General features: G+C 58.4%; 10 protein-coding genes. 6 read left to right on the top strand and 4 right to left on the bottom strand.

What is annotated here, in order from left to right:
* Window positions 1-14: 14 nt before the first annotated feature.
* The 4 genes from CLU88_RS23245 to CLU88_RS07795 all read right to left on the bottom strand — a co-directional run bounded on the left by CLU88_RS23245 (window position 15) and on the right by CLU88_RS07795 (window position 4,450).
* Complete coding sequence (locus CLU88_RS23245) at window positions 15-1,661, bottom strand: DUF2779 domain-containing protein (protein ID WP_158235586.1); 1,647 nt, start codon at window positions 1,659-1,661, stop codon at window positions 15-17.
* A 137-nt stretch (window positions 1,662-1,798) separates the two neighbouring features.
* A complete protein-coding gene (locus CLU88_RS07805) occupies window positions 1,799-2,002 on the bottom strand; it encodes a hypothetical protein (RefSeq protein WP_054258138.1) in 204 nt (67 codons plus the stop codon).
* Window positions 2,003-2,033: 31 nt separating this feature from the next.
* Window positions 2,034-3,434: a PD-(D/E)XK nuclease family protein gene (locus CLU88_RS07800; protein ID WP_099656104.1), complete on the bottom strand. Its 1,401-nt coding sequence runs from the start codon at window positions 3,432-3,434 to the stop codon at window positions 2,034-2,036.
* Window positions 3,431-4,450: a YafY family protein gene (locus CLU88_RS07795; RefSeq protein ID WP_099656103.1), complete on the bottom strand. Its 1,020-nt coding sequence runs from the start codon at window positions 4,448-4,450 to the stop codon at window positions 3,431-3,433. Before CLU88_RS07795 ends, CLU88_RS07800 begins: the two co-directional genes overlap by 4 nt.
* Before the next feature lie 114 nt (window positions 4,451-4,564).
* On the opposite strand from CLU88_RS07795, the gene CLU88_RS07790 reads away from it, so the two are divergent.
* From CLU88_RS07790 to CLU88_RS07765, 6 genes are all read left to right on the top strand, one after another.
* Window positions 4,565-4,759, top strand: coding sequence for a hypothetical protein (locus tag CLU88_RS07790; RefSeq protein ID WP_143225964.1), 195 nt, complete (start codon window positions 4,565-4,567; stop codon window positions 4,757-4,759).
* Between the two features lie 62 nt (window positions 4,760-4,821).
* Window positions 4,822-5,427: a restriction endonuclease subunit S gene (locus CLU88_RS07785; RefSeq protein ID WP_099656101.1), complete on the top strand. Its 606-nt coding sequence runs from the start codon at window positions 4,822-4,824 to the stop codon at window positions 5,425-5,427.
* A 22-nt stretch (window positions 5,428-5,449) separates the two neighbouring features.
* Window positions 5,450-6,991: a type I restriction-modification system subunit M gene (locus CLU88_RS07780; RefSeq protein WP_099656100.1), complete on the top strand. Its 1,542-nt coding sequence runs from the start codon at window positions 5,450-5,452 to the stop codon at window positions 6,989-6,991.
* Window positions 6,984-8,084, top strand: a complete 1,101-nt coding sequence (locus tag CLU88_RS07775) for a virulence RhuM family protein (RefSeq protein ID WP_099656099.1) — start codon at window positions 6,984-6,986, stop codon at window positions 8,082-8,084. The genes CLU88_RS07780 and CLU88_RS07775 overlap by 8 nt, the downstream gene beginning before the upstream one ends.
* Entirely contained in the window at window positions 8,071-9,351 is a 1,281-nt protein-coding gene (locus CLU88_RS07770) for a restriction endonuclease subunit S (protein ID WP_099656098.1), read from the top strand. The genes CLU88_RS07775 and CLU88_RS07770 overlap by 14 nt, the downstream gene beginning before the upstream one ends.
* Window positions 9,352-9,353: 2 nt before the next feature.
* Window positions 9,354-12,656 carry a type I restriction endonuclease subunit R gene (locus CLU88_RS07765; RefSeq protein WP_099656097.1) on the top strand — a complete coding sequence of 1,101 codons (3,303 nt, stop codon included), beginning with the start codon at window positions 9,354-9,356 and terminating at the stop codon, window positions 12,654-12,656.

The raw sequence follows: 12,656 nt of genomic DNA, 5'->3' as shown, positions 1-12,656 counted from the left end.
GAGAAGCAGCTACCTCAAAACTCTGCTTGAGTACGTTGAGCTGCAGGGGACAACACACTGGACGCTTCCAACTCAGCCACCAGCGCTTGCGTCCTCGAATACCCGGTCCGAAGCTTCCTCTGCAGCCACGCAATAGGATCAGTGATCACTCGGTTGTCGGCCAGTCGGCACCGCTCGCGCAGCAGCTCGGCCGCCCGGTACAGTAACGCGCCTTCTTGTGTGTCCTGAGAAAAAGTGCCGCACTCCTTGTCGAGGTCTGACAGGAAGTACCGCCAAGAAGACGTTTCACTCAAGAAATGCGCGAGCCGCACCATCGCCATTGTGTCGAGCGTGCAATATTCGCGCAGCCCCTCTGTCAGCAGCTGCCGACGCGCGTCAGTGGTTGCAGGGTGCACGATTTCGGCATACGCAGTCTGGGCTGCGGTACCGTTGCTCACAGCAATCTCACCATAGTCCAAGTCAGGGGCGACGGTAGGCAGCACTGCCTTGATAGACCACGACCCACGCATATGAGGGTGGTAGTAACTCTCCCTCGTGAGCGGGAGCAAATCAATGACCCGGTCGTTGATGGCTTCAAGCCGTTCAGCCAAGTCTGGGTACAAGGCCGCCAGCTCGGCAATGCGGCTTTTCTCAAACGCTTGGAAGTACACCAGGATCGGGCCGGTGTCGCCCACCACTTCCACCAGGCTTTGCGCAAATTGGCGGCGCGGGTCATCGCCCGTCACGTCCAGGAACATGGCGTGCCGCAGTTCTCCTGATTCCTCTTCGATGTGGCAAGACCACTGAAACGGCACCTGCGTGCGGTGGGGGCTCGTGTTCGCCCAGCGTGGCACAGCCAGTTTGATGGTTTCGAAATCCAGGTAATAGCGTGGATAGGGCAGGGCTTCCAACACACGGGCTGCAGCGTCGGACAGCCACATTTGGCCCGTGCGGCTGCACTCCTGTACGCGCAACTGAACGTCGTTCAGGTGCTCCTCGGGCACCAGCAAAGCGTCGAAAACCCCTTGTGCCCGCAGCTCGTCTTTGAGCGCAGATCGCATGCGCGGAAACACGTCCAGTGTGTAGTCGGGCCCGGGTGTTTCCTCTGTGGCCGCCACGCTGCAGTGCGATTTGAAAGGGCACTCAACAGGATCATCGCATTGCTCGCCAGTGGCAGTGGCGGGCTCAGTCCCCTGCAGTACCAAGCGTGCTTGATCAACCCACTGGACCACGCTTTCCAACATGGGCTCAATGTCCGCATCCAAAGGTGCATGCTGCAAAAGCCCGTGATAGTCGCCATTGCCTTGGTAAACAAAGTCCGTATTGATGTGGGCGAGTTCGACGGCACTGAGCGAAACGCCGTTTTGTCGAATCACCCAAGCTTGCAAGGCGCAGTCGTCCAGGTGGTAGGGCTTGACGCTTGCAGAAGACTTCACCTCGACCATTCGGTAGCCTGCGGGCGAAGGCAGCAGGAGATCGGCCTGCACAAGGACGTTGTCGTGCTGAAAAGTCGCTTCGTACAGAGGTCGGTCGGGGAATTGCTGCATGGCGCTGCGCGTTGCGTCCAGTGCCGACTGCAAATCGGCTTCGCCTTCAATGAGAACGCCGTTCGGAAACAGCGAACGAGCCACCTCTGCGACTTCATAGCCAATTTGGTGTCCGCGTTCTGCTTCTTCGGACACATCCAGCAGATCAGGCCGATGCACTTGCAGCCATAGCTTGCGCGGGCACTGCCGCCAGGCAGCGATACGGGACTTGGACAGGCCAGGGGTTTTCATCGTTGTGTGGCAAGTAGGTGCTGATCTGCGTGTTTGCCGTACTACAGCGTGCGTTTGAGCGAGCCAGTGCGTATGTCGTACACACGCACCTTGCCGTCACCGCAGGTCACTGCCGCCAGATCGCCGGTGATGTTGACGGACTTGGCTCCTTTGTAGCTTGCACAGCCAAAAGTGCGCTTGGTGCTGTTGGTGCGGATTTCAACGATCTTCACGTTGGTGCCTTCGATCTTTGCTGCGTAGGTCATAGGGCTTCAGTTCTTTCATCACAAGTCGGATTTAGCCGTTAGGGAGCGCGTCATCAGAAGGGCAGTACAACGCGCTCATCCGTTCTTGAAAGGGTGCGAAGAAAGTCCAAAGCTCCTGAGCCAAGTGCTGGGCATTCGGATGCGTGGGGTCACGGTTGTCTTCGTGGAGAAAAAGGAGTCCTTCGGTTGATCCTGCAACGGCGGAACCTGCTTCTCTGGCGGGACCGGAAAGGCTTGTCCAACAAAGCCACCACGAGTCCGATTTGCCTGCCAGCTTTTGCGTCATTTCAACGCGCAAAGCGTCGTCTGCAAAGCCTTGGTTTTCATACGCCTTGCGCCACCCGCCAATGAGCGTGCCGTTCCATGCTTCTGCCACACATTTGCTGTGGTCGCCGAAGGCACCGTCTATGCCGATGCCAAAGAGGAGGCCGTTGTCAGCCTCAAGTCTGGCCACCCATGGCTTTTGATAGAGGCTGGCTGCTTGCAGCCTTTGGTTCAGAAGTTCGACAACATGAAGCGCAAAGTCCCTAGGAATGGCTTTCTTTTTCTCTTCCAACTGTTCGGCCAGCATAAATGCAGCTTCCAGTTGCGCAGGGCTCTCCAACATTTCTTGGATTTCAGGATTGGGTTTGGTCACGGGTGCACTTCCTATAGCAATGCTTCTGCAAAGATGGGTGTATTGAGATACGGATTGGATCAGTGGAAGGGCCGTGGCAGGGCAGGCGGCAGCCCCTTGCTCCAGCACGTTTGCCAAGTCTGCGTAGGACATGCACACCACGATGTCGCGCGCTGCCGCAGTCGTCCCCGCTCTGCCGTCTGGAGTCAGGAAAATGAGCGCCGCCTGCTCTGCAGCACGTCCTGGGCGTGAGCGAAGCCACTGCCAATACCTGCTCAGTTGCCTGTCTTGCTCGCCTGCATACACCTTGTTTTCAATGGCGATGGTGGTGCCGTCCGGCAATTCGATGACAAGGTCAACCCGCCCGTATTCACCGGCGTCCTGCTCAGTGGTGATCTTGGCATTGGCTCGGTGCGATGCCCTGCCTAGGTACGCGCTTATGGACTCGCGGACAGCGGATGAAAGATCCATCCGCAATGCGGCCCACTTCAACAAGCCGCGCAAGAACACATCGCCCTGGTCATGTTCACTGCTCGGGTTGAAGAGGTAGCCAATAAAGCGGGAATGGTAGTTTTCCTTGTGAGCAACGCCCAGTGCTTCAAATATGTTGTGGCGCTCACCGGTCAGCCGCCGCCGGACCTTTTCTGTCAGCACCAAATCATGCACAAGCGGGTGCTGCAGCAGCTCGCGTGCTCTACGGGTCTCTTGTGCTTTCTGGCGTCCTTGCAGCCCTATGACTTCATTCAGGATGTCCCGCACTGGATGGAGCTGTGCGCCGGTGCTCGCTGCCAGGTCAGGGTTTAACGGTGGGATCATTGCAGGCTTTCTGTTTCTACTGGCGTGTCATACCGCTTACAGGCGTCTCGCAGCGATTGCGCGATTTCTTCACGCAAAGTCATGGGTTCCAGGACTTCAATGCCAGCCCCTTGCGACAGAATCCACCAGCGCAGCTCCCAACTGTCTTGCACCGTGGCATGGATGGTGTCTTGCTTCATCACCTGGTCTGTAGAAAGCGGCGATTCGGCGACCAAACGCAGCAGGTCTTCGGAAAGTTTCAATCGCAGCTGCATAGTTTGTTGGTTACCGAACTGCGCAGCGCCGTCTTGCAGCCAAGCATCTAGCTTGCCTTCTGCAGGCCGATTGCACGCCGTGTAAGTGCGATGAGCCGCAGTGATCCTGTGGAGCGCATACAGACGGATGTCTTCATAATCCCACGCCGTTGCGGCAAGATAGGTCAACGGGCCGCGCTGGATTAGCGCAAGAGGGTGCAGGCGAAGGGAGGCGGCTGCCGTGGTCCCCAATCCTGTGTATTCCACATCCAACTGTTCGTCGTTCAGCAAGCCTTCATGGATCGTGCTGGCGACTGCGGTGTCCATTTCGGGCAACTCACGGTGCAGCTGTGCGGGAATGCTGCGTACTTTGTCTTGCCAATGGCATAGCGGATTGGTGCTGCTGAGTTCCTGCAGTTTGGCTCGCGCCTGTTGGAACTTGGCCTCCAGTGTTTGGAGCATCGACTGGGGCAACAGCGGGCGCACCGCAGACTCTGCCAAGTGCAGTGAAAGCGCTTCTGCCACATCCATCCCCGCAAGCTCGGTATGGGCGCCGTTGGCCCAACGCCAGCCATACGGAGTGCCCGCCTTGTTGCAATGCAAGGAGAAGCTGGCGGACAAGTCATACAGGTCCCGCTCTACCTGTCGCTTGCTGACTGAGAACCCCCGCTCCAGCAGGTTTTGGCTCAGCTGCTGGGCGGACTTGCCCGATCCGCTTTTGGGCAGGCACTTGAGCAGTTCCCAAAGCCGGGCCTGCGTGTTTCGGGTGGTTTGGGCGGGCATGGTGTAACGTTTTGATACGTAGCACTATAGCCGTGAGTTGCGACGGAATGTGTCGCGGTATGTCGAAGTTCACTCGCATGCAGGTTGGACAAGGGGGCGCGGCTTGGCTGCACTATGGGAGCATTAGGATTGCTGGCTTATGCAGCTCTGGTAATCCTGGACACGCTGGGCTATCTGCCACAGTGGCTCAGGTTGTCCATCGGTGGCTTGCCGATCCGCCTGGAGGTGGCGCACGCCAAGCTGGTGGTCAGTCGCGCCTTCTGCCTATTGGGGTACTACAAGCACATGGAGGAAGCTGGCAAAGATTAATGCATCAAAACAATTGATGCATTAATCTTTAGGGGTGATGATTTTTCGGATACATTTGCGTCATGTCGATTGACGCAATAATTTCAAGCCTTGGGGCGCTCGCCGTTGTTAAGAGCGGCTACCCCTTCCGCGGCTCCATCGAGGAGGCCGCCGACGCGGACGCCTTGGCTGTTCAGATGAAGGACGTTGACCCCGAACATGGGGTGTCTTGGCCCGGCGTCACGCGCACCGCACTAGCGGGTAGAAAGCAGCCGGATTGGCTCAAGGCGGGCGACGTGCTGTTTGTCTCTAAAGGCGCACGCTTCTACGCGGTCTGCATCGACGAGCCGCCCAACCAAGCCGTTTGTAGCCCGCATTTCTTCCATCTCCAGGTTGCCCCACAAACACCTCTGCTGCCAGCCTTTCTGGCATGGCAGATCAATCAACCACCGTTCCAGCGCCAGCTTCAACAGGCGGCAGAGGGCAGCAGCCAACTGAGCATCCGCCGCCCGGTGCTGGAATCGCTATTGCTTTCAGTGCCATCGCTGGCGGACCAGCAGCGCATCGTTGCCCTGGCCGATCTCGCGCGTCGTGAGCGCCAGGCCCTCCACCAACTCATTCACAACCGCGAGCAGCAACTTCAAGCGCTCGCCGAAGGCCTCGCTCACGCCGCTCAGGCCGCCCGTTGAACATCTCCGGAAATACAAGACCATGAACGACACCGCCATCCAGACCGTATCCACTTCTAGCTCAACGGTCAGCCAGGACGACATCAATGCCGCCGTCTGGGCCGCATGTGACACCTTTCGCGGCACCGTAGACCCGAGCATCTACAAGGACTTTGTCCTGACCATGCTGTTCCTGAAATACGTGTCGGACGTCTGGCAAGACCACTACGATGCCTATAAAAAGCAGTACGGCGACCACCCCGAGCTGATCGAGGAAATGCTCAAGAACGAGCGCTTTGTGTTGCCCGCCAGTGCCAGCTTCTATGCGCTGCACACCTTGCGCCACAGCCCCGGCAACGGCGAGCGGATCGACAAGGCCCTGCACGCCATTGAAGAGGCCAACATTACCAAGCTGCGCGATGTGTTCCAGGACATCAGCTTCAACTCCAACAAGCTGGGTGACGAACAGCAGAAGAATGACATCCTGCGCCACCTGCTGGAAGACTTTGCCAAACCCGCACTCGACCTGCGCCCCAGCCGCGTCGGCCAGCTCGACGTGATCGGCAACGCCTACGAATTCCTCATCAAGAACTTCGCCTCCACCAGCGGCAAGAAGGCGGGCGAGTTCTACACCCCGCCGGAGGTGTCGTCACTGATGGCGCGCCTAATGGCACCGCAAGAGGGCGACGAAATTTGCGACCCCACCTGTGGCTCCGGCTCGCTGCTGATGAAGTGTGGTCGCCTCATCCGCGAGCGCACAGGCTCGCGCAAGTACGCGCTCTATGGGCAAGAAGCTATTGGCAGTACATGGGCCCTGGCCAAGATGAACATGTTCCTGCATGGCGAGGACAACCACCGCATCGAGTGGGGCGACACCATCCGCAACCCCAAGTTGCTTGACAGTGCCGCCAGCCTCAAGCACTTCGACATCGTGGTGGCCAACCCGCCGTTCAGTCTGGAGAAGTGGGGCTTCGAGGGGGCTGATGCTGACAAGTTCAGCCGCTTTCGTCGGGGCGTACCGCCGCGAACCAAAGGGGACTATGCCTTTATCTTGCACATGATCGAAACCATGAAGCCCGGCACCGGCCGCATGGCCGTTGTCGTTCCGCACGGTGTGCTTTTCCGTGGCGCGGCCGAAGGGCGTATCCGCCAGAGGTTGATCGAAGAAAACCTGCTCGACGTGGTGATTGGCCTGCCTGAAAAGCTCTTCTACGGCACGGGCATCCCCGCCGCCGTGCTGGTATTTCGCAAGAACAAAGCCGACGACAAGGTGCTGTTCATCGACGCCAGCCGCGAATATGAAGCAGGCAAGAACCAAAATGTCCTGCGTGAAGTCGACCTGCAGCGCATTCTGAGCACAGCCCAGGCAAGGAAGGGCGTTGAGAAATACGCCTACCTTGCAACCCCAGCTGAAATCGCCGAGAACGACTTCAACCTCAACATCCCGCGCTACGTGGACACCTTCGAGGAAGAGGCTGAAATCGACTTAATGGCCGTGCGCAAAGAGCGTGAACAGCTCAAGGCTCAGTTGGTGGGCTTGGAAGCTCAGATGGCCGTATACCTCAAGGAGCTGGGCTATGAGTGAATCCACGCCAGTGCCAGGAGCTGAGTTCCTGCTATATGAAACGGAAGACGGGCGCACCCGCGTGGAGTGCCGTTTTGTGGATGATTCGCTATGGCTGTCGCAAGCCCTCATGGCTGAGCTGTTTCAGGTGTCTGTCCCCACCGTCAACGAACATCTGAAAACGCTGTTTGCCGATGGCGAAATACAACCCGAGGCAACTATTAGGAAATTCCGAATAGTTCGCCAGGAGGGTGCCAGGCAGGTCAACCGCCAGATCGACTACTACAGCTTGGAAGCTATTTTGGCTGTTGGCTACCGCGTGCGCTCAGCCCGTGGTACCCAGTTCCGCCGCTGGGCGACAGAACGTCTGGGCGAGTACCTGCTCAAGGGCTTCACGCTGGACGACGAGCGCCTAAAGAACCCGCCGGCGGGTGATTCCATGGTGCCCGACCGCTTTGGCGAATTGCTGGAGCGCATCCGCGACATCCGCGCCAGCGAGCGCCGCATGTACCTGCGAGTGCGCGAAATCTTTGCCCTGGCCGCCGACTATGCCCCCACGCTGCCGGAAACCACCGCCTTCTTCCGCATCATTCAAAACAAGCTGCATTACGCCGTGTGCGGCCAGACAGCGGCCGAAATCATCCGCACCCGTGCCAACCATACCCAGCCCAACATGGGCCTCACCAGCACACGCAAGGGTCAGGTGCAAAAGGCCGATGTCAGCGTGGCCAAGAACTACCTGGCCGAGAGTGAAATCAGCGAACTCAATCGCATCGTCACCATGTGGCTGGACTTTGCCGAAGACCAGGCCACGCGCCGCAAAGAGGTTTTCCTGAAAGACTGGGCCGAGAAGCTCGACGCCTTCCTTAGCTTCAATGACCGCAAAGTGCTGGTGGGCGCTGGCAAGGTGTCACACAAGCAAGCAGTGGCCCATGCGCAAGGCGAGTATGAGCAGTTTGCGGCCCAGCGGCGTTCGGCGCTGGAGGCCGAGGGAGCGACTTACGCTGTTCGAATGTTGGGAACGGGGTCGACGGATGAAAAGTCCCTGGGCGAACTGGGCCAGGTGGCCAAGCGCCTGACAAAGAAGAAGGGGGGACGCGATGCTTCCGAATGACTGGCAGCGCAGCACCATCGGGGCGTGCACCAAGCTCCTTTCGGGCAACACGCCGAGCAAGGAGAACCAGGACTTTTGGGCAGGTGACTTTCCATGGGTGACCGTCAAAGACATGAAGACGCCTTGGCTCCACAGGACTGGGTTGACACTTACTCAGGCTGGCAGAGCAGCAGCATCGGTAGCGCCTGCAAACTCCATACTGGTTGTGACACGCGGAATGGCCTTGTTGAAGGATCTACCGATCAGCGTCGCGACGCGTGAAGTCGCTTTCAACCAGGATATCAAGGCGATTGTTCCCGGCGAACGCCTAGACGCACGGTTCTTTGCTTATCAACTTCAAAGCAAAAAACATGTCGTCTTGGGTATGGTAGATACGGCAGGCCACGGCACGGGGAAGCTTGACACGGATTTGTTGAAGTCTGTGGATCTGGAGTTGCCTCCACTTCCAGAGCAGCGCCAGATTGCCCGTATCCTCTCCACCTGGGATCAATCAATCGCCGTCACGGAGCGGTTGTTGTCAAACTGTCGAACACAGTGGAACGCACTGATTGGTCTCACCCTACACCTGCCTTCGGCGAATCCGGGCTCATTGGTGCCGACAGACAACGGCAGCTTCCCTGCCTCAGTGCAGCCGGGCATACCCATACTCCCCCCAGCGCCTATCGGCTGGCGGCGCATTCAATTGCGTGACCACCTCACGGAAGTGCGTCGCCCTGCGGCCTTGGTGGACGAGGAAATCTACACGCTTGTGACTGTCAAACGTTCGCGGGGTGGTGTGGAATTGCGTGCAAACTTGCGAGGCAACGAGGTTAAAACGCCGACACAGTTTTATGTTCAGGCAGGTGACTTTCTGATTTCAAAACGCCAGATCGTGCACGGAGCGTGCGGCGTTGTACCGCCAGAACTAGACGGTGCGGTGGTTTCCAACGAATACGCCGTTCTCAACTCGGACGGACAGATCGATTTGCAGTTTTTGCGGTATCTATCGGAGTCAAGATACTTTCAGCAGACGTGCTTTCACTCCAGCATTGGCGTGCATATTGAAAAGATGATTTTCAAGACTGACCACTGGCTCAACTGGCCATTCAACATCCCCCCACTGGCACAGCAGAAGCACATTGTCGAAATCTTGGACACGGCTAGCCGGGAGGTAGCCGCCATCTCTGAGCAGTTGAAAGCACTCAAGCGCGAGAAGTCCGCGCTGATGGCCCAACTGCTGACCGGCAAGCGCCGTGTCAAGCTGCCCGAAGCTGAGACGGAAGCGTAAGCATGAATATCACGCCCAACTCTCGCGAGCAATATAGTGCCCACCTGCCCGCGCTGCACCTGTTGTGCAACCTGGGCTGGAGCTTTCTGACCACGGCCCATGCCCTGGCACTTCGCGGTAGCACACGTGAGGTGCTTCTCAAGCCCCGGCTGATTGAGGTGCTACAGACTCGACGCTACGAGTACAAGGGCGATTGGTACCCGCTATCACCCAGCGGCATCGACCAGATCGTGCGGGAGTTGTCGGCGCTCAGCCTGGCTGAAGGGCTCATGCCCGCCAACGAGCGGCTCTACGGCAAACTGGCACTGGGCATCACGGTCACCGAGTTCATGCCCGATGGCAAGAAACACCAGCCTACTATTCCAGTGATCGATTGGTCAGACGCTACAGCCAACCATTGGGATGTGACCGAAGAATTGGAGGTGCTGGCCGCACAGGGCACGCACCACCGCACACCGGATGTGGTCTGCTATGTCAACGGTATCCCCTTGGTGGTGATCGAAGCCAAGCGGCCCGAATCAGGCGGCGGCAGCCACCCGGCCAAAGCCATGGTGAACGAGGGCATCAGCCAGCACCTACGCAACCAACGGCCCGACGAAATTCCCAACCTGTTTGGCTACGCCCAGTTGTTGCTGTCCATCAGTCAGACCGAGGGGCGCTACGGCACCACGCATACGGCAGCGAAATTCTGGGCCAAGTGGCGTGAAGAGGAATTCGACGACACGCACATACAAGCCCTCAAAAACGCGGCGCTAAAGCCTGTAGTACGCGCCGCGCTGTTTGATGGCAAGCCCGCCGACCTGACTACCTACTTCGATGCGCTGTGGAGCGCGCCCATGCAGGCCACTGACCAGGATCGTTTGCTGGTGAGCCTGCTCACGCCTGCGCGTCTGCTGGAGTTCCTGCGCGGCTACGTGCTGTTCGACCGCAAGGTGGGCAAGATTGTGGCGCGCTACCAGCAGTTCTTTGGCATCCGCGCCCTGCTGGCGCGCATCAGCCTGTTGCGGCCAGACGGTGGTCGTGAAGGCGGTGTGGTGTGGCATACCACGGGGTCTGGCAAGAGCTTCACCATGGTGTTCCTGACCAAGGCGCTGCTGCTGGTGGAGGCCTTGAAGGAATGCCGTGTGGTGGTGGTGACCGACCGCATTGATCTGGAAAGCCAGCTATCGCGCAACTTCATGACGGGCGGTGCGTTTGGCTCCAGCATTGCTACGCAGAAGGACGGCGAGAAGGCCCGCAGTCTCTCCGGTCGCGATCTGGCTAAACGCATCGGCAGCGGCACCGAGCGCATCTCGTTCACGCTGGTACACAAGTTCAACACGGCGTCCAAGTTGCCTGAGTGTCGGAACGACTCGGCGAACCTGATCGTGTTGGTGGATGAAGGCCACCGCAGTCATGGCGGCGAGACGCATGAGCGTATGAAGAACGCGCTACCCAACGCGGCCTACATCGCTTTCACCGGCACGCCGTTGCTGAAGAACGAGAAGACCGCCAACAAGTTCGGCCCCATCGTGCATGCCTACAGCATGCAGCGCGCCGTGGAAGACGAGACCGTGGCCCCGCTGCTCTACGAAGAACGGGTACCCGAACTGGATATCAACGAGGGTGCCGTCAACCGCTGGTTCGACAAAATCACCGTCAACCTCAGTGACGCACAACGCACCGACCTGAAAAGGAAGTTCGCCAAGAAGGGTGCTATCTACGGTGCAGCCAACCGCATCGAGTTGATCGCCTGGGACATTGCCACCCACTTCAACGAAAACATAAAGCAACTCGATCTGGGCCTGAAAGGCCAAGTGGCCACAGACAGCAAGCTCGACGCCATCCGCTACAAGAAAGCCTTGGACGACACCGGCTTGGTTACCAGCGCCGTGGTGATCTCGGCCCCCGACACGCGCGAAGGCAATTCCGATGTGGATGAGGACACTCTGCCTGAAGTGCAGAAGTGGTGGAAGCAAAACATGGCCACCTACGGCCATGACCCGGAGACTTATGAAAAGCAGATCGTCAGCGACTTTGGCACGGACGGCACCCCCGACTTGCTGATTGTTGTGGACAAGTTGCTGACGGGGTTCGATGAGCCGCGTAATACCGTGCTCTACATCGACAAGCCATTGAAGGGCCACAATCTGATTCAGGCCGTGGCGCGCGTGAACCGCTTGCACGACGCGAAGCGATATGGTGTGCTGGTGGACTACCGTGGCATTTTGAAAGAGCTGGACACCGCCATCCGAGCTTACCAAGACTTGGAGACACGCACCCAAGGCGGCTTTGACGTGCGCGACCTGGAAGGCATATACCACCAGTTCAGCACCGAGTACAAGCAGCTACCCGCCTTGCACGACAAGCTGTGGTCGTTCTTCAAGTCGGTGGCGAACAAGCTGGACCGCGAGCAGTACCGCCAGTTGTTGACTCCCAAGTTCGTGAAGGGGGCCGATGGTGAGGACTACGATGAGCGGCAGAAGGTCCGCGATGACTTCTACGAGGCGTTGACGGCATTTGGCCTGTGCCTGCAAACCGCGCTCTCAAGCCGCAGCTTCTTTGAAGACAAGAGCTTTTCCGAAGGCTTGATTGCCCGCTACAAGGCCGATCTGCGCTTCTTCACCGAACTGCGGCAGACGGCCCGCCGCGATGCCATGGAGACGGTGGACTACAGCGCCTACGAGGAGCAAATCCGCAAGCTCGTGGACAAACAAGTCATCGGCACCGAAGTGCGTGAACCCGAGGGCGTGTACCTAGTGCATCAGTTAGGCAAGGCCGAAGACCCGAAAGACTGGTCAGAAGAAAAAACGCGCAATGAAACGGACATGATCCGCACGCGCCTACGCAAGACAATCGAGCAGGAGCTGGCCGAAGACCCCTATGCACAAAAGGTGTTCGCTGAGCTGCTGAAGCAGGCCATTGCCGAGGCTGAAGCCATGTTTGACCACCCGCTGAAGCAATACGCATTGTTTCAGTCCTTCGAGCAAAAGCTGGAGTCTCGCGCAACACCGGGCGTGCCCGACGTGTTGGCGGAAAAACCGCATGCCAAGGCCTACTTTGGCGCGATCCGCTTGGTGCTAGGCGATGAAGCCTTTGCATCGCTGGGTGACATGGCCGTGGACGCGCTGGCGCAACAGGCAATGACGATGGACTCCATGGTGCGCGATGCCGTAGCCGAGAACTCGCTCAACCCGCAGAACATTGAGGCGGCTATCCGAAAGAGCTTGCTACCTTTGCTATTCGGCACTCTGGGGCTGGACAACGCCAAGCAGGTGGTAGAGCAGGTTGTCCAGATCACGCGTGTTGGTCTTGGTAAGACTTGA

The organism is Acidovorax sp. 56 (assembly GCF_002749705.1).
Classification (GTDB): domain Bacteria; phylum Pseudomonadota; class Gammaproteobacteria; order Burkholderiales; family Burkholderiaceae_C; genus Acidovorax.
Note: the sequence above shows the minus strand (reverse complement) of the source record. Positions and strands in the feature narration are given on the sequence as shown.